Source organism: Pseudomonas sp. GW821-FHT02A11, from assembly GCF_059421985.1.
Genome location: NZ_JBWKWB010000003.1, coordinates 286,269 through 307,077, shown reverse-complemented (window position 1 = coordinate 307,077; position 20,809 = coordinate 286,269). Strand labels below are relative to the sequence as shown.

General features: G+C 54.5%; 27 protein-coding genes. All 27 read right to left on the bottom strand.

Annotation, left to right across the window (positions count from 1 at the left end):
* Nucleotides 1-17: 17 nt before the first annotated feature.
* The 27 genes from AC07V9_RS06670 to AC07V9_RS06540 all read right to left on the bottom strand — a co-directional run bounded on the left by AC07V9_RS06670 (nt 18) and on the right by AC07V9_RS06540 (nt 20,621).
* Complete coding sequence (locus tag AC07V9_RS06670; protein ID WP_495014932.1) at nt 18-389, bottom strand: hypothetical protein; 372 nt, start codon at nt 387-389, stop codon at nt 18-20.
* Nucleotides 390-447: 58 nt separating this feature from the next.
* Nucleotides 448-912, bottom strand: a complete 465-nt coding sequence (locus tag AC07V9_RS06665; RefSeq protein ID WP_495014931.1) for a hypothetical protein — start codon at nt 910-912, stop codon at nt 448-450.
* A gap of 451 nt (nt 913-1,363) precedes the next feature.
* A complete protein-coding gene (locus AC07V9_RS06660) occupies nt 1,364-1,999 on the bottom strand; it encodes a hypothetical protein (RefSeq protein WP_495014930.1) in 636 nt (211 codons plus the stop codon).
* 263 nt (nt 2,000-2,262) lie between these two features.
* The gene (locus tag AC07V9_RS06655; RefSeq protein ID WP_495014929.1) at nt 2,263-2,817 is read right to left on the bottom strand and encodes a hypothetical protein; all 555 of its coding nucleotides are present in this window, start codon (nt 2,815-2,817) and stop codon (nt 2,263-2,265) included.
* Between the two features lie 74 nt (nt 2,818-2,891).
* A complete protein-coding gene (locus AC07V9_RS06650; RefSeq protein ID WP_495014928.1) occupies nt 2,892-4,829 on the bottom strand; it encodes a helicase in 1,938 nt (645 codons plus the stop codon).
* A complete protein-coding gene (locus AC07V9_RS06645; RefSeq protein WP_495014927.1) occupies nt 4,826-5,242 on the bottom strand; it encodes a hypothetical protein in 417 nt (138 codons plus the stop codon). The genes AC07V9_RS06650 and AC07V9_RS06645 overlap by 4 nt, the downstream gene beginning before the upstream one ends.
* Nucleotides 5,243-5,314: 72 nt before the next feature.
* Nucleotides 5,315-5,659 carry a hypothetical protein gene (locus AC07V9_RS06640; RefSeq protein ID WP_495014926.1) on the bottom strand — a complete coding sequence of 115 codons (345 nt, stop codon included), beginning with the start codon at nt 5,657-5,659 and terminating at the stop codon, nt 5,315-5,317.
* 452 nt (nt 5,660-6,111) lie between these two features.
* Nucleotides 6,112-6,594 (bottom strand): hypothetical protein, encoded by a 483-nt coding sequence (locus tag AC07V9_RS06635; protein ID WP_495014925.1) that lies wholly within the window; start codon nt 6,592-6,594, stop codon nt 6,112-6,114.
* Between the two features lie 65 nt (nt 6,595-6,659).
* Nucleotides 6,660-7,211 carry a hypothetical protein gene (locus AC07V9_RS06630; RefSeq protein ID WP_495014924.1) on the bottom strand — a complete coding sequence of 184 codons (552 nt, stop codon included), beginning with the start codon at nt 7,209-7,211 and terminating at the stop codon, nt 6,660-6,662.
* A gap of 199 nt (nt 7,212-7,410) precedes the next feature.
* On the bottom strand, nt 7,411-7,953 hold the full coding sequence (locus AC07V9_RS06625) for a hypothetical protein (protein ID WP_495014923.1): 543 nt from the start codon (nt 7,951-7,953) through the stop codon (nt 7,411-7,413).
* 26 nt (nt 7,954-7,979) lie between these two features.
* Complete coding sequence (locus AC07V9_RS06620; protein WP_495014922.1) at nt 7,980-8,222, bottom strand: hypothetical protein; 243 nt, start codon at nt 8,220-8,222, stop codon at nt 7,980-7,982.
* Between the two features lie 509 nt (nt 8,223-8,731).
* Complete coding sequence (locus AC07V9_RS06615; protein ID WP_495014921.1) at nt 8,732-9,196, bottom strand: GntR family transcriptional regulator; 465 nt, start codon at nt 9,194-9,196, stop codon at nt 8,732-8,734.
* Nucleotides 9,197-9,258: 62 nt separating this feature from the next.
* Complete coding sequence (locus AC07V9_RS06610) at nt 9,259-9,771, bottom strand: hypothetical protein (RefSeq protein ID WP_495014920.1); 513 nt, start codon at nt 9,769-9,771, stop codon at nt 9,259-9,261.
* Nucleotides 9,772-9,831: 60 nt separating this feature from the next.
* A complete protein-coding gene (locus tag AC07V9_RS06605) occupies nt 9,832-10,275 on the bottom strand; it encodes a hypothetical protein (protein ID WP_495014919.1) in 444 nt (147 codons plus the stop codon).
* A 27-nt stretch (nt 10,276-10,302) separates the two neighbouring features.
* Nucleotides 10,303-10,623 carry a hypothetical protein gene (locus AC07V9_RS06600; protein WP_495014918.1) on the bottom strand — a complete coding sequence of 107 codons (321 nt, stop codon included), beginning with the start codon at nt 10,621-10,623 and terminating at the stop codon, nt 10,303-10,305.
* Nucleotides 10,624-10,694: 71 nt separating this feature from the next.
* Nucleotides 10,695-11,018, bottom strand: a complete 324-nt coding sequence (locus tag AC07V9_RS06595; RefSeq protein WP_495014917.1) for a hypothetical protein — start codon at nt 11,016-11,018, stop codon at nt 10,695-10,697.
* A 201-nt stretch (nt 11,019-11,219) separates the two neighbouring features.
* Complete coding sequence (locus AC07V9_RS06590; protein WP_495014916.1) at nt 11,220-12,206, bottom strand: hypothetical protein; 987 nt, start codon at nt 12,204-12,206, stop codon at nt 11,220-11,222.
* A gap of 512 nt (nt 12,207-12,718) precedes the next feature.
* Entirely contained in the window at nt 12,719-13,594 is an 876-nt protein-coding gene (gene rpoH, locus AC07V9_RS06585) for an RNA polymerase sigma factor RpoH (RefSeq protein ID WP_495014915.1), read from the bottom strand.
* Between the two features lie 52 nt (nt 13,595-13,646).
* Nucleotides 13,647-14,135, bottom strand: coding sequence for a hypothetical protein (locus AC07V9_RS06580; RefSeq protein WP_495014914.1), 489 nt, complete (start codon nt 14,133-14,135; stop codon nt 13,647-13,649).
* Between the two features lie 208 nt (nt 14,136-14,343).
* Complete coding sequence (locus tag AC07V9_RS06575; protein ID WP_495014913.1) at nt 14,344-14,916, bottom strand: hypothetical protein; 573 nt, start codon at nt 14,914-14,916, stop codon at nt 14,344-14,346.
* Nucleotides 14,917-15,418: 502 nt separating this feature from the next.
* Nucleotides 15,419-16,057, bottom strand: a complete 639-nt coding sequence (locus tag AC07V9_RS06570; RefSeq protein WP_495014912.1) for a hypothetical protein — start codon at nt 16,055-16,057, stop codon at nt 15,419-15,421.
* Nucleotides 16,058-16,755: 698 nt separating this feature from the next.
* Nucleotides 16,756-17,112 (bottom strand): Arc family DNA-binding protein, encoded by a 357-nt coding sequence (locus AC07V9_RS06565; RefSeq protein ID WP_495015108.1) that lies wholly within the window; start codon nt 17,110-17,112, stop codon nt 16,756-16,758.
* Nucleotides 17,113-17,472: 360 nt separating this feature from the next.
* Nucleotides 17,473-17,829, bottom strand: a complete 357-nt coding sequence (locus tag AC07V9_RS06560; protein WP_495014911.1) for a hypothetical protein — start codon at nt 17,827-17,829, stop codon at nt 17,473-17,475.
* Nucleotides 17,830-18,747: 918 nt separating this feature from the next.
* Nucleotides 18,748-19,056, bottom strand: coding sequence for a hypothetical protein (locus AC07V9_RS06555; protein ID WP_495014910.1), 309 nt, complete (start codon nt 19,054-19,056; stop codon nt 18,748-18,750).
* 26 nt (nt 19,057-19,082) lie between these two features.
* A complete protein-coding gene (locus tag AC07V9_RS06550) occupies nt 19,083-19,565 on the bottom strand; it encodes a hypothetical protein (protein WP_495014909.1) in 483 nt (160 codons plus the stop codon).
* Nucleotides 19,566-19,705: 140 nt separating this feature from the next.
* A complete protein-coding gene (locus AC07V9_RS06545; RefSeq protein ID WP_495014908.1) occupies nt 19,706-19,903 on the bottom strand; it encodes a hypothetical protein in 198 nt (65 codons plus the stop codon).
* A 28-nt stretch (nt 19,904-19,931) separates the two neighbouring features.
* The gene (locus AC07V9_RS06540; protein ID WP_495014907.1) at nt 19,932-20,621 is read right to left on the bottom strand and encodes a hypothetical protein; all 690 of its coding nucleotides are present in this window, start codon (nt 20,619-20,621) and stop codon (nt 19,932-19,934) included.
* Nucleotides 20,622-20,809 lie beyond the last annotated feature (188 nt).

Sequence of the window (20,809 nt, the reverse complement as noted above, 5' to 3'; positions counted from 1 at the left end):
TGGTGACAGCTTGGTGGCTAGCTCAGGATCGGTTTAATGACGAAAAAGCACTGGCGGCCTTCTGCACAGGATCGCTCTAAGACAAAAGCGTCGCAGAGAGCTTGTAACGCTTGCAGAGGCAAGCTACGGATCGATTCGATGCTCATTTCGGCCCCTACATCTACGCCGTGGCGAGCAAGGGCTGCAACGCACGAGTTTCGTACGCTGGACTCTTCAACAAGATAGGGCTGGATGTAAGCGGCAAATCGCTTGAGCGCTTCCTGCTCTGAAGCAAAGAAGAGAGGCCCGATCAGCCCCTTATGGACGCTTTCAAACTCATCCACATCTGCGAACACAATTGCGTGGGTAAGGTCTTGACCTTCAGTGAACGTTTTATTTTGCTGGGACATTGGGTGGTTCCTGATGATGATCGGGTGGCGGGGCTGAATAGCTCCGAGTTAAGGACTATTACTCATCTTTAGGATTGAATTCCTCCCAGAGCCCTTGCTTGATTAGCAAGGCTTTGAGCAACTCGCTCGACTTACCTGTATCGACTCCCTGCTGAGCGTCGAGAATCACTTCTCGTGCAGCACTGGAGAGCTCCATGAGCTGATTGCGCAGGAAATTTGCCATTTCCGGATGGCTGTTCACGCCGGGTGTATGAATCTCGATAAGGTATGCGTCGACCTCACTCCACACCGCCTCGCTGGCGCGACATTGAGTGCCACGCTCGTCAGCGAGATAAATATCTGTCCCCACAGCTTGGGTCTCAGCACTATTCCAATCCATGGAAGAGCCAGAGGCATTTTCGAGTTGGATTATTCCATCCATCTTGAAAATGTCCTGCGGGCACGTTGCTGGAACATGCTCGACGGTCTGTGTGAGTCGCAGGCCGGTGTTTGGGTGATACGGGAAAAGGATGGTTGTCATCATGTGGCTCCTGATCGTTTGTGATGGAGCAATCATGTAGTCGTCTATCGGGTGGCAGAACCATCGAAGGCATCAAAGTTGATGCTCTTTGTGGATCTACACCACGCATTGATCAGCGTCGCTTGTGCTGGGGATAGGGCACAGCCGTGCGGCCCTGGCGGTGATGAACAAGAAATACTCCAGATCCGGACTCGGGGATCGAAGATTTGGGATGGAAGGTGATCTCTCCTGATGTCTTGATCCCAGTGAAGCTTGTTGAGCTTGATCGGGCGAGTGGTCCGAGGACGAAATGAAAAAGCCGGAGCCCTGGGGAGGGGCTTCCGGCTCGGTGCCGCGACGCAGGCGCGGCCAGGGACAACACACTGGGGGGCGGCGTCCGTGCTACCTGTTCAACAGAGTAGCGGCTTGATCAAGAAAGGCCAGTCAAAAGCCTGCTGTGTTTTCCGACTGCGGCCTATTTCCGATTGCCGATGGTAGTTGCAGCCTTATTGAAAGCGGCTGTGATCAATATGCACAGATCCTCATAGGTATCGGCAGTCATGACCTCGATCTCGTCGTCGAGCATCGAACGTCCACAGTTCCAGCGTTCACCTTCTTTGAATGACAAGCTGGCCTGGCACTTGTGAAGGTCGACGTGGATTTCGCCGAAAAAGGAGGGTGCAGTTGAGCCGGGCACCTGAAAAATGTAAGCAGTCAGTCGTTGGCTGCCACGTCTGGCCACCTGATACAAATCGGCATCCAGGTCGAAGCCGATCACGTGATCACTTGGCAACGTGAGATCACTTTTCAGGTTAGGGAAGATGGCGGTCCCGACGTCGCGCGCGCTCTCTGCAATGTTGTCCCGGATCGTTTGAATGAGCAGGCCTTTGGAAAACCGACCGATAAGTGCTGCGACAGTGTGACCGCGGACTTTGGCTTTCGTGAAACGACCGTCTTGAACAAACGAGATACCTGCAGCGTGATAGGACATATCAGCGCATGCGAGAGCGTCGAAGCAGGCGGCACGAACGTTGGTTCCCAAGATCTGGGTTTCACGCTCGCTGAGAATGGGGGGAATGTTGCAGTTGGATTCGATCATGGTGGTGGTCATCTGAAAAGTCCTGGTCGTCTGGGCGATATTGGGAAATCTTCAGGTGCTCTGGGATGTGGCACTAGCCTCGGAAAAGAAAAAAGCCCATGCCTCGGGGGTGAGTGGGCATGGGCTTGGAAATGGCGGGGATGTCCGAAGACTTTCCGATCTGCTGCAACTTGCTCGAAGGCCGTGAAGCGGCTTACCGCGTTGCCCACCCCGGGGCAAAATCATTAGAGCACTGGTTGATAACAAGTGCTAACCAAAATGACCACTCGAAATTCTCAATGAGAGCGACGCGAGATAGGCTTGTCGTAAGGGTGACGTGCTACGTGTGCCGAGATTACCTGCTTGCTGATGTCTGCGATCTGTTGAGGAGAAAGCGGGTCAGCTTGCAAGCACACGCCCTGTTGAATCACATGTGCGTTTGCAGCATGCCAATCAACAATGACCAGGTGTACGCCAGGTGTCTGGGAATAATGGGGGAGCATCGCCCACAGCTTGGTGCTGCGGGAGTAGTGAACCATGCCCCCTGTCAGGCTCTGATGGGCCTGTTCACGAAGGTTTGCGGGCAAGCCATCGTAAGTATTGAGCTCGGCGTTGAGAACGTCGCCGGGCTTCCCCGGGTGGGCTTCCACGTAATCCGCCGGCAGACCGTTGTCGTAGATGTCTTTTAACAACTGCGCAATCAGGCGACTGCCAGTGTGAAAGCTGTGAGAGTACACCCATACCGGGACTGCTTCGCACACGCCAGAAGGTAGGTCAGCGCTTGCGCGCCAACCAGAAGCTGAAGCCTGCGAAGTGAAGGTGTCGGAGGCATTTGTTTTTTGAGCGGTCATGATTGTTCCTGTGATCGTGGGTTGATGTACAGGATCAGTGCACTTGCCGCGTGCCAGAACCGGCTCCAGGATTTTTACCGCTTGGCTTTGGCCGTTAAGTCCGCTGCCCAATCGCGGACATCTCCGGGCACTATGAGGCGAAAACGAGCCCGTGTTCCCCCGGTGTAAATGGCGGACAGGGCTTTCGCTGCGCCGATACGGTCGCCTTGATCAATGGAGGTCAAGAGATCGGGGGCCAGCATTACCGAGTTGATTTCCGAGTTTCGAGCATCGGCGACTCTTCCAAGTTTGATCGGTGCCCGGCCTGAGACGTCTAGCCATTTTAGAGATGCTTCAAAGTCGGTCGACTTGTAGCCCTTCTTCAACATCCGGTCGATTCGGAGAAATGCAGAATCGTCATTCACCATGTCCTTTCTAAGTGATGCCCAGCTGGTGTATTTGAACAGTGCATTGTGAGTTGGGCGGATCCTGTTGTTGTAGAGCTCAATGCAGTCGAGGACGAAAATTCGGAATGCTCGGTCTGCACCCGGCAGCAAACTGAACTTCGCGCCGGCGTTGCCCAGCCGCTGGAACCACTCAAAAAGGCCCCATTCAGAATTACAGAGAATGGTCGTCGGCTCTGTGGGGATGGCCGCACTATCGTAGAAAGTGACTTTTGTGTCGCGCTCACGACTGCCCTCCAGCTGTCCCACGCTGACTAGCGGGTTCTGCTCGATCAAAGGGTTGATGACGGCCTCAATTTGGCGTCCTGCCCGGATTGAGTGCACCACCTCCCTATGGCGAACCGCTGCAGAGCGCTTGCTGTAATTCCCATCCAATCGCTGACACGCGTCACCCAACGTGATGACCGGTTGTGTGCACCGGTCCAAGAACGTGCACATCGGCCAAGTCAGATCATGACTTTCGTCGATGATGATATGGGTGTAGCGAGGATCTATGAATGCATCATCCGCAAGCGCGAGGTGCTTGATTCGGTGGTAGCCACGCAGGGGGAGGTCATGTTTGGGATCTGTAGGTTCGATGGTCTGCTGCCAGAACGTCCTGGCGTACTCCACGAGCACGACCTTCTCCAATGCGCTGAGGGTAATGTCCAAAGGCGGGATATGTCGCTCCGAGATCTCGGCGTCTTTGCCCCGGCAAAAACGCATCACCATGCGATTGCAGGTTTGCGCTACCTGCCAGGGCGGAATAGACCCGATTGGACCAAAACCCAACCGCTCAGCAACAACTGATGGCGTCAGCTGGTGAGATGGTTTTGCACGCTTTCCGCCCCTACGGTGGGGTTTGAGTTGATCCCTTTCCAGGCACTCGGTGGCGAGTTGACCGAAGGTCATACCGACTACACGGCCTGCGCCAATCCGAACCATCAAGGCCTGCAGCTGGACTTGCGTGTATGCGAGAACGAGAGGGCGATAACGGCTAAGGCTGTCGACCATTCGTTCGATCATGAATGTTTTGCCAGTTCCGGCCAGTGCCTGCAAATCCATACTTTCATCCAGTTCCGTCTGGAATACACGAAAAGCCCGTGCTTGTTGGGTGGTCAGCTGGAATGCTTGGCCGTCCTGGGTGTGAAATTGCTCCTTAAAGGGATTCAGCTCGGCCGAGAGCCTTGTTTTGAATTCGAAATTCCATTCCCCGGAAGGAAAGAGAAAACCGCCGGCAGCGGCCAGCTCGGGGTCCAACAGCCTAGCGGGAATGCTACGGAGGTTGAGCAGGCCCGCCTGGAAGGCCTCCCGCTTGAATCGAGCCGCCATAACAGTCCCAAAGTCACCATCAGACCCGGATGCATTGACTTGAATGCCGATGTCTATCAACTCGGCGAGCGCCTTCTCGGCTTTATCGTCGCGAAGAGACAGACCTTCGAAAGCCGAAAGGTTCTGAATCACAGAGGCAGCGGCGATTTCTGCAATAGTCCACTTGGCGAACAGCTCCGCCGGCCGTGCGTCATACGCAGAAAGCTGATCAGCTTTCTCTTCTGTGAGTGGAAGAAACAGGGTCTGCTTGGGAGTCATTTTGTTGAGGCTTCGACTTGCGGTGGTAATAAATCTAGAGCCAGTGCTTTGCCGTCGGCGGTCAGTGACACAAGGGTAAATGGCCCTTTCACGCGAACCGCTTGCAGGACTGCGGTCCAGGCGATGTGAGCAGCTGAGCGGGCCGTTATATGCGCGTAAGAACAATCGTCACTCGGCGTATGCTCTACCATTACAAGCACAGGGTCATCGGGGCGCCTTTCGAGAACACAAACTTTGAGAAGGACCATTCGGTCAAGGTATGGGCTCGCAACAAACCGTTGAGTGCCTGAAAGGTTCTCAAGCGTTTGAGTGAGCCGGGCACCTGCGCCTAAGAAGCCATAGAGGCGATATACGGCCATTTCTGCCGCTTCCCGCATCGGGAGTACATCAGGATCGATTGTATGGCTAACCATGGGATTCTCCTGGCTTGAATGTACATCCTGCGCCTAGAAGGATCGTGGCAAAAGCCTCTGTAGCGGAGACATTCAACCCGGGTTCCCGCGGCTGATCACTTCAACTTTGTTGGTCACATCGCGCTCCGGATTGGTTTGCCCATGTTTCGATGCGTTGAGTAACGATTCCAAGCGATCTGACTCCGCTTGCAATGCAGCATTGCGGGCGGATTGGGCTTTGGCTTCTTTGCGCAACCAGTACCAGACGGCCAGGAGAGGGAAGTCCATCCCCAGTGTAGAGAATGGCTGTCGAACCCAGACGCCAATCCAAATTAGGATCAATGATGCTGTGAGCGTTAGCCACTGAATCCGGACCAGCAAGCGGAGATGCTTGCCGGCGCGAACGCTGATGGTGCTCCGTGACTGACCTGAAGGCATGATTTGTTCCTACCAAGATCAGTGATTCTAACCTACGCGGCAGACCACACGACACATGCCAGAAGCGGCATGCGTCTACGCTGAGAGTTTGATGTTTGAGTCATCTGCCCAATCCAACAACCTGGCCAACAGCTCATTGAGATCATCAAGAGCTAGGTCCGGCGGATCTGCTGGGTATGCGAAGGGGTGAATTGCCTCGAACCCGTCAACAAGTCGAGCCAATTCAAAATCGAACTCTTCGCCGCCCTCGATCAACCACTGGCCGGGCATCTGCTGTCTTAAGGACGCCAAGATGTCTTGAGCTGCTGCTGCGCACTCAGGTGCGGAGGAGGCCTGGCGATGCCTGACCAGGACATTCTGAATCCGCAGTAATCTTGGCGCTGTGCGGGTCCTGACATGGACTGCGCAGATGCTTTGAGCGCGGCCACGGCTGTTAGCGTGCATTCCCATGTTTAAATCCAGACATAGTGTTTAGGAGTGTCGGACTGCCCGAGTGCATGCAGGCGATTTCGGACCTGGTTGCGTTCGACGTTGAGCTTCGTCATGTCCGTATTAGCCTTCGAACCGGCAATAAGAATTGACGCTTGAATCGTCAAGTCCATTTCCATCTCGTTCGCCCGTCGATTGAGATCCTGCAATCGGATGCGGAGCTCATCAACTGCCTGGTCCTGGATGTCTGCAACGAGTGTCTCCTCCAGTCGTTTCTTACTGATCACCGCGCAACTGCGCACAAAATGATGACGGTGGGAGAGCAATGTTGCACGACCCTCCAACGAAATCAGCGACCAGTAATCGCTGGCGAGCCGACACAGTACGTTCTTGCCCTGATCATTGAGATCGGCCGCAGTGATCACAGACTGTTGAGTCAGGCACTGGACGATTTCTTCGTGGGATTCGTAAAGGGTTACCAACTGCGCATGTGTGGGGTAAGCCATGGGACGCTCCTTGAGATAATGGAGCCAGTCTGGGGCCGCCTGGGACGTGTCAATAGCCCTGGCAATTACTGGTCAAGGTTAGATTTGTGAAAGTTTTCGACCTGAATCCACTTTCCGATCACCTGATAGCGTTCGGGATTAACAACCATGACGTCCAGTGGTAATCGGCGAAGTCCCGGCAGATCGCAATGAGGATCGAACATAACCACGTCATAACATTCATGGGAGAACGCAACGGCCCAGTACCATCCGCGCATCATGCTGGGGTGGCGGATTTTGATTATTCCAAGCCCTCGGAACTGATTCCATCCGAGCCATTTGCGTGGTGCGCTTAAGCGGCCGGCGGTGGACAAAAGCATCATCATCTCTGACATGTTCGTCGAGAGTGGATGCTTGCCTCCTCTACGTCGAGTCAAACCCAAACGCATAAACAGCTCACGACTAGCTTCATAGCTCAGTCCCGCCACCATAGCGATGCTCGCTACGCCTGAGCCGTAGGCCTCTTGGGCTTCTATCTTGCAAATGTCGCAGACGGACGCCCAGTCTTGAGGGAGGTGCACTTCGATCTTGTCCACACTCAGGCAGCCGGTAAATGCTGGAGTTTCGAGCGGGAGCACGCATCTCTTCTGACGCTCACTCTCGCGCTGCTTGGGTGAATTTGGGATTGGTCAGCAGATTTCCCAACAATGGATTCAAACATTCGAGTCTCGGCACGTGGCTGGCATGTAAACATGCCCTACGCTAACCGAATGTCCGAGCGACGCCACTCAAAACCGGCCGTGGGATTTAGTCGGGCGCGAATGCCCCTTAAGGCACTCAGCAAACACGGCGCAATCCATGGGTAATGTAGGCGGATCGAACATGTGTTTGGTTTGGATGCTCGCCATTCTCTACGGACTGTCTGGCAGTTTTGAAAAGCTCAGCGATTTGTCCCGGGTTAGAGATGGCTCGGGCCTCAGATAAGTCTGACCGGACTCTATCCATCAGTCCGAACAGTACGGCCTGGAGCTCAGGAAAAGAGTCCGTAACCCAGTCATCTTCCATCAAGTGGAGGGAGGTGTCGAAACCCAAGGATTCGCCTAAGGATTTAATCCATCGGCTGTAGCGGCGAACGAAGATGTGTACGCCTAGGAATTCATGGTCACCCTCGGTCCGATACCAGCCGCCGGCTCGATCTGGAAGGATGGCCAGATCACTCGTCAGCAACGCAGAAACTACAGCCGCTGTATGTTGGGCCCGGGCAGCAGAGGGCAGTGCCTCGCAAACCGCTTGAGAAAGCCTCCCGACGTCGATGAAATAGCTGGTGACCAGTTTCACTGACCAGACTGCTCTTGCAACATTGAATGCTTGTGAATCCATCACCTGTCCTATGCACTTGAAGTACGTTATGCGGGGAGTACGCCTTCGCATTCGCCAGGATGAGCGGCACAAACCATGTTGAACAAGGCGTTATTTCGAACGTCTACGCCAGTCGCGTGCACGTGCGTCTGGAGGGCAACCAGGTCCCGGTGCGCCATATCGGCGAAGACATCGCGTTCACCCTCGGCACGTGCGCCATTCGTGCTCAGCAGTTTGAGAGTCGCTGCCGATGCAGCGGCGGCGAGAAGTAGTATCGTGGTGCGGTGCATTTTTATCTCCTCAAATAATGATTTGTATCTTCCCTGCAGATGATCTGTGGCAACAGCGGCCGGTGTCCGATGGAGGTCCATCCGATCGTGGGCTCCGCCAGGCAATCGCCCTTTGTGAAAGTTTTCGCATGCGAAAACAATTGAGGCAGTGCGGGCTAGACGCTTAACTACCGTCTCGGACGTATAGCAACAACTCAGTATGCGCTTGCACCGGGAGGGCCGGCAGAGGAACAAGCGCCTGTACATCGCTGATTGTTAAGTCCCCACCTTGAGTTTTCAAACAACTGCGTTGGTCGGCCTTAATGACCCAGCTCGAGGCAGGATCGTTAGGCTTCAGTTGAATGAGACGGCCGAGATACGTACAAGCCGCCGGTGATCCTATGACCTTGAGAACTATCGCGCGTGTCATTCCCGGTGTGATTGTTTGAAGGTTGGATACGGCAATCGGCTGGGATGCTTGAGCGACGGGCATCAAGAGCGCCATGGCCAGGGCCAACAATCTTGGAGCATCAAGCATCGAGATCATCAAATGGGGTTGGAGTTTCTTGCTCGTGTCCACGGATGAGTCTAAGGATCTCTGCCTCAAAAGCCTTTTTATCTTCATCGCTGGACAGATCTGCGTATTGCTGGCGCAGGGGCCTCAATAGCGACGTCATGCCGCTGGTAGCTCCCTCAGGATGGACGACATACCCCTTATGCAACTGGCTCACGAGATACCCTTGAGCTTCCAACTGGCGCAGGGCTTCTCGAACGGGCATGCGACTGACGCTAAACCATTGAGCCAATGCCTGCTGTCTTATCCGCGTGCCAGGTTGAAGCTTGCCGCTACGAATTGCCTCCCTTAGGCGGCTTTCGATGACAGCTCGTGCGTCTACAGGTGCAGGGCGCTCGGACTGAATGGCGGTGAAAATCGGGTCCACACGCCTTCCCGCCACTGGGGCAGTTGTCATGGGATTCATTTGAAGAGTTTGCATTAAAGTGTGCCTTCACCTCTGGTGATCGGCCCATAATGGGGGCGGATTCGCGAATCACCAAGTCAAAAGCTACCCTCGGATTTCGAGGACTTGTTGGACAGCAGTTTGCAGACAAGAAAGTGGTGTCCTTCCGGGCTCGGGATCACCGTAAAGTACGCGAGGAGCCGCCTGGAGGGTTCCCAAACCGAAACGATACAGGCTCCGTCAGAGGCACGGTTTACATCCAGATGGGAGAGGGGTGCGCCTAACTGGTGGGCAACTAACCATTGATGGCCAATCGCGGCCGCAACTTCGGAATTGTCATGGCGGGTTACCTGCAGATCTGAACGAGATACCATGCCCTCCACTGGCTGACAGTGCATGTCACTCCAGTTGAAGGCGTCCCGAATCAGGACGAAGTAACAGGTCAGATCATTTCCGCGCCATGCCGATACCAGGCCTCCATTGGTTTCGAAGTCTGGCCGTAGCACTTTGTCTGCTTTGCCAGCCCGGCCGACCTCGCCCAACCATTGCCAGCCAAACTCTGAGAGGGGGAGCTCATCCATGGATTTCCGGTGTATATCAAGTTTCGGCATGCCGATGTCCACTATTCGTGCTTGAGGGCCCCGAGGTGAGGAGCCCGAAATGTATCCACGTCAGACCGCGATCCGATACCAGTTATACGGACCGTCTTTCCTCATTGATATCCGAATTGCCTCCAGTTGCTGATGGGCTTCCCATGCAACCGAGGGCTCTGGATCGGGCAGATAATCAGTGGTGTGGCTAACCGAACCCCACGTGTGTTTTGAAGCGTCGTAGCCACGCAACGTGCTCACCTGGACGCTGGGGAAGCTATCAGGGATTAGAACACGTTTAGCTCCGCGCTTTTTCGTTTCGACGGTGAGACGAAGAACAATGCGTAATTGCGCTTCGACGTCATCGACGTAGACCGTTGTTTGCTCGCGATAAGTGATGGTTCGATTGCCCAGTTGTGGCTGGGAGTCGAAGGTCTGGCTGACCATCTTCGACAAATCGTTGATACCTACCCGGGACAACAACTCGGCTGGAATGAGTGGGACTTGCTTGGTTGCTGCAGACATTGTGTGGCACCTCTGAAGTGATGGTGCCTATTGTTCACTTGCACTGCGTGTGGCAGAAGCTCGAGCCCTGATTTTTCCAAGGGCCAAATCAATCAGCTTGTGCAAGCTCATGCCCTTCGAATTCAGCAGTTCGATTTCCGCGGTAGTCATACCCTTGCTGAGGTTCCAAAGGGCTGCAATGCGTTCAGCAACCTGTTCCTTTGTCTCATCCAGCTGGCTATATGAGTACGTGCAAGTCGCCAGCGGACTCTTCCCCTGGTCCAAACGTACAGTGCGCCGTCGATGACCACCTGCCTCTGCGGTGAGAAAAATCATCTTTTCGATGACCTGGTTCGGATCGTGAGCCATGGGGACGAAATCTCAAATTGGGATTCGTCATTGAACAGCCCTAACGTGAGTGGCAGAACCGGATTAGGGAATTAAGGCTTGATGTGCACCTGATAGCTGGCGCTTGGGGTTTGAATCGTGACGTCCGTTTCAGTCGGGTTTCCTTTAGGTCTCATCGTCACCCGGTTGTAAGGTGGGATGAGCTTGCCTTCCCAGGCTTGGGAATCACGCACGTTTAAGAGGCTGATCACCTTGCCATCTTGCGTGCAGAGATCCTTTGAGGCGAGATCCGCAGCAAGAACAGTGTTGGGCTGCACCGGATTCAACAGCACGCAGCCACGAGTCGGAACCTGAGCCAGGGCTGAGCTGCAGGTGAGCAGCAAGCATAGCGCGGCAGAAACGGCAGGATCGGACATAGGCCTCCCAGCAGGCTCGGGTATGGTTTGCCCTATGCTGTCACGACCGAGCATGAAACGCTATCGGACCGCTAGGTTCCCCGCAGGTAAAGACAGCATCAAACACAAGCTCAATTGAGGGCGGGCGACGTCCTGTGTAGAGATGTCAGAAGTGCTCTGGGGGGCGAGCGTATGTTGACCGTCCCTGGTCAGAGTATTTCCTTAGTGCGCCCGACAGTTGCAGTGGATGATTGCTTCAGACTCCGGAGCATTCGCTTGAAACTGACCGCATGTAGGGCAGATCGTCAGGAGTGGAAGCATTTCAACCTCGTGGCCTAAAACCTCGGCGATTGCCTTCTGGCGGAATGTACGCCTCTCCTGTAGGTCCCTGGCATGAACCTTTACATCCGACCACTCCACAGCGGTACCGTTGGCCTCAAGCATGAAGTTACCTGAAACGATGGTGAAGCATTTGGCTTCTTCAATCCCCCCATCTTGGGACTGAATAAGCACGAAGCCGACCCCGACTTCAGTTTCATGGGTGCGATCCGAGACGACCCAGTCATCTGCCTCAGTGGCCACGTGAAATGCGGAATCTGCTAGTGAATGAGCAGTTTCAGCAATCATCGCGCTGGGATAACACCAGATCCATGTACGCGCACGGCGGACAAACGTATCAATGGTCAGTTTGCCCTTGCCGCCGCCGATGGTTTTCGACCGCATCAGATTCAGGCTTTCACCCAGCGATGACGCCGGGAGGGGAGGAAGGTAGCCGTTGGCAATCGCCACGGTTGCCAGGGTCGGATGGTGGCTGTTTTTGGGTTTGAGTATTTTGAATATCAGTGCCCGGCGCTGAGCATATTGATCGTCAAACATCACTCTCAGCGTTTGGACCCTGATCGGGATGTGATGAGTGAGCAGATCCTGGATCAACATTGCGAGATCGAAAGACCTCTTGCTATCCACTTCCAACAAAGTCTCGATCCGTTCGCGCAACAATTCAGTATGGAACTGCGGCTTCGCACAGAAGTAGACCCTAGGGTTTACCTCCTCGATAGGTAGCTCAAAACCAGTAAGGCTTTCATGTGACCAAAATCCGAAGGCAGCTGAAATGAGTTGGTAGCTGAGCGTGGGTTTAAGCGTTACACCACGTTTTCCCATCTCGGCAATGAAGAGCTTGGATACAGATTTGAGAAGTGCTTTAGACATGACTAATCCTCTGTCCAATGCAGATGAGCCGTTGAATCCGCCTTCTACGACCTGCATTGATTGATGATTAATCAAGAAATGGGGAGATCATGCTTCGCTTTGCGACGGAACTCGGTGGGAAGCCAGGCCACTCTAGCAGAGCTGCTGGCCCCTTCCAAGATTTCGATTCTCATGGTGCGCCGGCACCTGTTGAACCGATAGCCAACCGCAGACTTAGGATGTTAGTCGGGAACAATGCGCTCGGGCGCGCTCCATACGCCGACTCAACGCAGTTGAGCCGCACCGCTCATAGAAGCGATCTTGCGCCTTCCCTGCTTCCCCGCTGAAGCGTGCAGCTGACCACGACCAGATCAGGCGAAATGCTCGAACTGCCGCTGGCGTAAAACGGATGTTTCCAACCAGTCCTATGGCCGAGGCCGATTCAACCTCTGCCAGGGTTGCGCGCGATTTCAGCCACGTCGCAAGTTGCAGGCGATCGTTGATTCCCATGACTTCATTCTCCTGGTGAGATGTTAGGCTGCGATCGGCAATGCATTTTTCAGCTTTGCCAGCGCCAGCTTTTCGATTTGGCGAATGCGTTCGGCCGAAACGTTGTATTGGGTCGCCAGGTCGTGAAGAGTCGCCTTGTTCTCTGAAAGAAAGCGCCTGTCCAAAATATCGCGGCTGCGTTCGTCGAGAGCGGCCATAGCAGTGTGCAGATTGTCGGATGCCGATTCCCCATCCGCGTCGATCTCGAACTGGACTGCAGGGTCATACCGATGATCCGCCAGCTGCTGCGACGGGCTGAAGAGAGCCGTTTCGTCGTCTTCATCATTACCGGGATCAAACGAAGCGTCGTTTCCCGCAAGCCTGCATTCCATCTCGCGCACGTCGCGCGCGCTCACATTCAACGTTTCTGCTATGTGCTGGATCTCATCTGCGGTAAGCCAGGTGCGTGAACGCTTCTGCTTGCGCAGGTTGAAGAAAAGCTTTCGCTGGGCTTTGGTGGTAGCGAGTCGGACCATGCGAGTGTTGCGGAGGATGAATTCATGGATCTCCGCTTTTATCCAGTGCACTGCGAAGGTAATTAAACGCACATCAGCTGCGGCATCAAAGCGCTTCACAGCTTTCATCAGGCCTACGTTTCCTTCTTGGATCAGGTCTGCGAATTGAAGCCCGTAGCCGGTATATCCTCGGGCAATATGCACAACAAAACGCAGTTGGGACACGACCAATTGGCGGGCGGCATTCACGTCGTTATCTTGGCGCAGACGTTCAGCCAGCAAGCGCTCATCTGCTGCGCTCATTTGTGGGATCGCCTGGATAGCCGAGAGGTAGGCATCCACGTTAGAGCCCGGAGACATGGAGATTTGAGCTGCCGCAGTGTTGGGAAAAGATAAGGCGTTCAATCGAGCAATTCCTTGGGGTTGGTTGGCCCGCCTTCCCGGCGGGCTGCAGAAGTTAGAGAGCGGCAAGCTCTTCGTTGATGATGCATACCAATCGGGCACCTTCAGATTGACGAATCAGCTGGGCTGTTTCGGCATCGAATGGGAATTTCATGATGTAGGTGAGGCCGTCATTTCGTACAAAGTGTGTGGTCTGCTTGGTGGCCTTTCTGAGCGCTTTCAACTCGGCCACTTCCAGGCCCAGGCAAACTGCAGCAAATTCAAAATAGGCATGGTCATTTGATCGAAAAGGGGAGTTTCCTACAATGTCCGCATCGAGGACGTACTCCACAGCCTTTAGGGCTGCCACCACCGCCGAAACGGTCCCATCAGGGACGTCTGTTGCAACGCTCCCTACACCTTCATCCACCAGGCCGCCGACCTTCTTGCCTTGGAAGTAAATGTCGGCCGACCAGATCTGGCCATCCATGCCCTTGGCAGTTTTGTAGGCTTTGAGTTCGACGCCTGCCTTCCGGGATCGCTTAATGTTCTCGATCAGTTCCATGATTTACTCCCTCAGAAAATTTGATGAGGGAGAGTGTGGGTGCGAATTAGGTGTGCCAGAACCAGCACTTGCAATCATTTCATGGGCAAATGAGGCTGTATCGCCGTGAGCTTCAGATCCGATTTGAGGGAAGTGTCAGGCATGCAAAGCCGGCTGCTGCTACCCCAATTAAACACACCGGTTCGAGTAGCAGCATATTGAGATGTGGCTAAGCAGCCAGGCGCTTCACCCACTTATGCTGGACCATGTCGTAACCTGCTTCATGAAGCATGGCGCGGCCAAGTGATGTTGCCAGAAGATAGCCGTCTTGCTCGATCCCTTCCAGTTGGGAGGTCAATCCAGCATTTAGGAATGCTTGCCGAGCGACCTGGGTGGTAGGAACCTGATTTGCCATTGCCGCAAAGTCTTCGATGGTGAGGCTGTACTTGGCCAGCGTCGCGCTTGCGCGTGAAACATTCAGGTCGAGCACAATGCGCTCCTCCAGCTCCTTCTGAGCGCGGTAACCCATTCCCTCAATACCGAGCTTCTTTTCGGTCTCGGTAGTGGTGCTTTGCATGTACCAGATTCCTTCAGGGCTGGCTTGAGCGGTGACGAAGAAGATGCCGTGGCGGTTGGTCACCAAAAAGGCGAAAAGCTCTCCCTGCAGGTCGTAGAATCGAATGCCGGCGGCATAGCGCTTATAGAAACCACTGACAGCTAAGTCCCCGTGAGTGGGTGTATCTGCAGCAACAGTTGCAGCTGGAATCCACTTGTTGCCCGGGGTAATGATGACGTTGTTCATGGCTTCATGCTCCTCTGAGTTGGTGTCCCATTCTCAGAGAGGGAAGGGTGTGGCAGAAGCACACAAGGGCGTCATCACCAACCATAATTACTGAGTGATCGAACTACTTTGAGCCCCGTCCTGAGGACTTGGACGGACTCAAGCTATTTTTCAATGCGTTGAGTTCACGCTCCGCGTCCTCGAAGTAGTCAGCAATGACGTAACGACGTCCGCTAGTCGTAGTGATCAATCCCAATTCCACAGATTCAACAATGCTTGTACGCATCGGGGATTCATCGGGATAGCCGTCGCGGCCAAACACAAATCCTCCGCCATGTAGAGAACCTTTCCGATCGGCCTTCAGTAATCGAAATGCCGACAGAACGCCGTCTGCGTTCTCACTAGCGGCGCGCAAAAGCGCAGCTTCAATGTGGGGTGCATGCCTTGGGAATGGGGCGTGGCCGAATCGCATCTCGGTTTCCTTAGAACTGCTGTGGTGAGCTAGGTTGTTCAACGGTTTGGATTAAGCGGCGTGGTTCATTTTGCCGAGCTGCCAGCCTGGGTGCACTCCTGCTCCAGTTTCCCGCACGAGTCGATCTTCAGTAAAAGTCGTCTGGCCGATCGCCAATGTGTCCCGAATCAACCAGTTGATTTGCTCAGGGCGGAACGAGCCTTTCAAACCCGAAATGTCGCTACTGCCGTCATACATCTCGGCGGCCATAACGGCTTCGAGTGCCTCAGGGAACCTTACAATTGGTGAGGGAGACGACGAAGCCAGTACGGACACCAGGCTCTCGTCACGCTGGATGCATACCGCACCGCTGTGTGCGAGTACTTCGGTGAACGCCTCCAGCTCAGCACGGTAGCTTTGCCCTTGGGATCCTCGGCCATGTTTAGAGATAGCGCGATTAACGATCTGCTGATAGCTCCGCTCGTTGACACCGTCCATCACGAAGGTCGCAACTACTGCATACGCGCTGGCGCAACCGGGCTCCCAATATGCAGATTGGTAGTCAACAAGAAGGAGAGCTTTGATTAAGCGGGAAGACATACCTTGGATGCAGACTCGTGCGCGAGGGCGAATGTTGCGCATGACACCCAGTGCCTGGTAACGGTGAAAGGCTTCGTTGAGATTGAAGCAGACGTGATCGTTGGCTTGCATGTTTTTGGCTCCATGAGTGAATGGAGCCATGATGGAGGCTCTGGATCTGTGCCAGAACCTGATGTCGCGAATTTAGCTGACTGTGACGTTGGAGTGCCTAATCCGCGTTGGCATTGCCCAACGTGCACCCAGGTGGATGGCTTTGCGTCTGGAATGAGAGCCAGAGCAGCCCCCAACATGGCCGCGCCCGGCGCGCTGTTTTAGTCGCTTGAGCCTACTCATGATCATCTCCGAATTTGAGTAGTGGACAAGTGGCTACATCCAGCTGTCTTCAGGCACCGCTAATGGCCATCGCTGGCGGCAACCGGCCCGATTGCAGCGCAGGTATTTAGATATGCCCGAGGACGGAGCAGGATCTCCCAGAATCGTTGGTAATCCGCACGCGGGTTTTTGTCCGCCAATAACGATGTGGGCCATTTTTGCAGTTCGGGTATTTGGGCGAGCAAAGAAGTTTGCGTCCCGAAAGGCCGCTTGTGGCTCAGGCGTTGAAGTCTGTGGTTCATGAGTTGCAGCGTTGGCATCCTGGCAGTCATCGCAGAGTCCAATCTGCGATGGCTCCAGATCGGCCATGCAGCTGTCACATTGCTCACCATCGTGGTCCATTACAGGTCTCCAATGCCCAGGGCAGGGTGGAATTGGCGGAATCAAACACCCGGTCCAGATTCGAAGCTGCGGACCGGGCTATATGGCGGTGACCGTTAAGCCACTATTGACTGAGTTACAAGCTGGGTGGTGTCAGCGTTGTGTTTGGGCGAAATCAGATCGATCAATGCTCTCTGGTGGCCTGCACTCATGGCACGGAACGCCTTGACCATTTGCTTTTCGCTCGTCGTTAACGACTGTGCATCCGCGTGGATCGTAGCCACCCCGTCGTCTTCGCCGAGGCTTTGCTCCAGACGGGCAATGATTTCTGAGTTCATACTGCGGTGACGCTCTTTGGACACCTCTGCGATGCGCTCGCGCATGCCTTCTGGCAAGCGAACAACGAACTTGTCCGCGTTGCGGCTGTTGGAGATGGCAGGGAATTTGGTTTGGTGCACAGGTTGTTTCCTCATAGTGTCATGCCTTGGTGCCGGCTCATGAAGGCCAGTTTTAGGCGCTTCCATGCGTGCCACCAGCACTCTCAAGAAAATTTCGATTGCGTTGATTTTAGAGGGGCGATAGCTAAAGGCTACTCAAAATAGGGGTGCCAAAATTCTGATTTGACTGAGCTTTCCATTGTCGTTCTTTGCTATGCAGCGCACGCACCGGCGCCTGGTCGAACAAGAAATTGGTTCTTCGTCACTCAATTTGACACTGCATCAGGTAGGAGGCGTGGGGCGCGGTAAGCCTGTGTGATGCACATCCGGCCCAAGAGTCGTCTCCGCTATACACGTGCCAAGCATTTAAGAGGTCGGACTGATACACGTAGTGCGTCAGTGTGTACGTCCACGGGTATTGAGAACCTGGGCGGCCAACCGATTTTTCACCAAGACATCAGCAACAGCTCTCGCGCCGCGCGCTTCAACGAGCCCGCTGACGGCAATCTGTCCTTTCGTTGCCATCTCGGCGGCATCGTAAATAGGCGTCTCGAATGGCACGAGACCATCGAACGGGACTTCTGCGACACCCATGCCGGTCATCAGCTCCGATACTTTGACGTGAGTGGAGCAGGACAGGTGGCGATGCACAGCAAACGAAAATGTCTCGCCGGCGATGCAGCTGTCGAATGTAGTGAACAGTTCTGCAGTGCGGATGCCTTCACGGGTAGCCAGGTGGATTTGTTCGATCACGGGTTTAGCTCCAACTCAATGTTTGATGGAGCTATCTTCAATTTGGTTGGGGTGTGCCACCAGCCCGGCGGGAAACATTACTGAAGTTAGCCCTGTCCAGGATCAGTCCGCTTTCGAAACGGACAACTGTTTAAAACTGGCCTGAGGATTTCGACCTCTCGGAGTTGAAATGCGACGATCGGATGCCAGCGCGTACCATTTTTCTCCGAAGGTTTTGCATAGCCACCTTTTCGAATACACCTGGCGTTCTTCGGATTTGAGCGACGGAGGTAAACCGGGTGCGACGCTGTAGGTACGAATAAAGATGCGAGCATCTTTCGAGATCACGGCCACCCTCAAACGCATATTCGGTTGAAACGTCGAGATCTTGTAGGCAAAGGCCTGCTCGCTGGTTCGCTCATCTAGATCAAGTAAAGACTGAAGCTGTAGCGCAGATTCTTGAGTGATTTTCTTCGTGCGTAGGGATGCCCTAACGACTGGGAGAGATCGAGCGAGGAGAAGGGATGAGAGGCTACAGGCGACCCAAACTGAGTTCTGTTGCAGTCTGGGTAAGAGGTTGAGGATAGCGACGGTTGTAGTGAGCAGCATCAATAATAAATGGAGCCTCGCATTTCGATTTGCTCGCCTGGACTCGTACTGTAGGTCCAACGACTTTGTGATATCCACGCCTTTGGCGAACGCCAATCTGTCGAGAATCGCAATTTTGCTCATTTGTTCGCCTGGCGGCGAGAGCCCCCAGCCAATCCTAGTGACTATGTTGGAAACAGGTATAGCGAACAGAGAGTTTTTGCGCTACCCAAAATTGTTGCCAGAAGGAGTGTTCAGGCGATCGATCAACTCCCCGGGCAGAGCCGCTAAAGGCGGCCCTGGGTATGTCTGCGGGCGTTTTGGGATGGGATACGATGCCTTGCAAGGACATCAATGAGTGACCTGCAGCATTGCGAGTGCATGGCTGTCAGGCACCCAGCCGGCCAGTTTGCAGGCTTCGTCGAAGTTGGCCAGATCGCCGGACACACGAAAGTCGGCAGTGATGTCGCGAATCTGCTGAGCGCGCAGCTCCATGCTGCTGACAGTCTGAGCAATTGCGTTCCCGGTGACGCTCGACATAGCGGAAGTGCGCAAGGTATCAGCGGAATCCTCCATTTGAACTACCAGCTCGTCCATGAATGCAGCGACTACGGCCAGGTTGGTAATAGCGTTGGTGTTGATAACTGGGGCCTGAATCATCTTGATTTCCTTTTTGAGGGTTTGGCTTAGTGAGTTGCGGGGCGTGACAAGCCCAGGTTCTTGGGTGACATGTAGGAGCGGTTACTGCGCATGTGTTCCGCACAACGGATCAATTCTGCCGCCTGGTCGTCAGTCAGTGCGAAAACCCCGGTATTACGCAACGTTTCGAGGCCCGACGCGGCTGACATCGTCTCCACATAGTTCAGAGTGCTGACCACTGGCGTGGCATTGCCGGCGGCGTCTGTAAGCATTGCTTCCACGAGGAGTGACGCGCCAACGATCTTGAAAGTAACCGACGGCGTGTACGTCGAGTCAAACGCCGGTTCACCAGTGCGAACCTTCTTCAAGCCCAGGGCCAGCCCCTCAAAAAATCCCTCAGCCCAGTGACGGCAGAATACCGAGCGGGTGAAGGATTGGCCGTAGTGGTTGTAGGCATGCTCAGCACTGGCCACTGCAAGCCCCGCCCGATCAATTGCCCCTGCTAGTACAGTCCACATGCTTTTAATCATACGAGGATCTCGTCCGATCCCAGGCGAAATGCCAGGGGATTTGGAAATACTGAGCGGGACTTGGGTGTGCCAGAAGCGGATATTGAGAATTTCATTGAGTTGGTGGTGAAGCAGACATCGCGATTGCCACCATGCTTTGATCAGCTTTTTTGGGCACCCAAAGCTTTGGCTTTACGGGCCGCAGCAGAGCGGCGGGCCTGTGCTTTCTTAACCGCGGCGCTCGAGGTTTCCGCCTCGACTCGAAAAACCTCACACTCCGCATAATCTGGGTCGGTCGGTTTGCCGCCGTAGCTCCAGCTCCCGTTGGGGAAACGAACGACTGTCCAAGACTTATTCATATTTTTGCTCCTGAATTAAGTGGGTAGCTCAGCAAGCCTGAGCGAACGGTTGATCTTCAAACGACCAGTCCGAGATGCCTTTATACGAATACGCCAGTCCGATCATCCTTGCGGAAAGCATTACGGGGACGGTCACTCCTCGGCCAATGCGGACATGAGGCAATTTCGCAACCAGCCTTTTCAGGATCTTGCGAATCCCTGGGGTGCCCAAGCGTCGCCGGGAGTCAGTCCAATTGACTTCCGACAGTTCACGGTTTTGGCACATGGAACTGATCGCATACCGTGCTTGGCGCAATATCTCGCGGGCCTCTGGGACTTCTGATGCCATTTCATGGCAGGCGACCTTGCAGGCGGTATCAACACACATCCAGCCAGCTTCATTGAATACTTCTTCGGTCGAACAGGTGGGATGGTCCGGCGTCATCTCCCGATGGGACCATGTGTCATCCATGTAGTTGTGCTTAGCGACTGCGTTCAGAGCGGATGGATACTCGCTATCAACGCGCCCGTAGATGTAGCCCGGGCCCGTGTACTGGATAACGCAGTAGTAGTCTTGAATACGAGCGAGGACCAAGGCAGTGGCGCGACGGATGTTTGCAGCATTTACCTGGTCTTCCATACCCAGCTGAGCCCGCAGGCGGCTTCGGTTAAGAGGCGCAAGTGTGCCATCCAGCTTAGCGCCGGCGAGAGTTTGTGCTGCAATTGGCTGTTGAGACATGACGGGGCCACTCGATTTGATTGAGCCTAGTGTCCGGTCTGGAAGAGTGTGGCAGAACCCCAATTCGGCCGTGGCTCGGTAAATTCTGCACCTGGGAACGAGGGTGGGGACCGGGCTCATCGAGCCCGGTAGCCTGTCGGCTATGAGGTCGAAAAGCCTTGGATTTTAACCAGAGCCGCTGTTGCAGT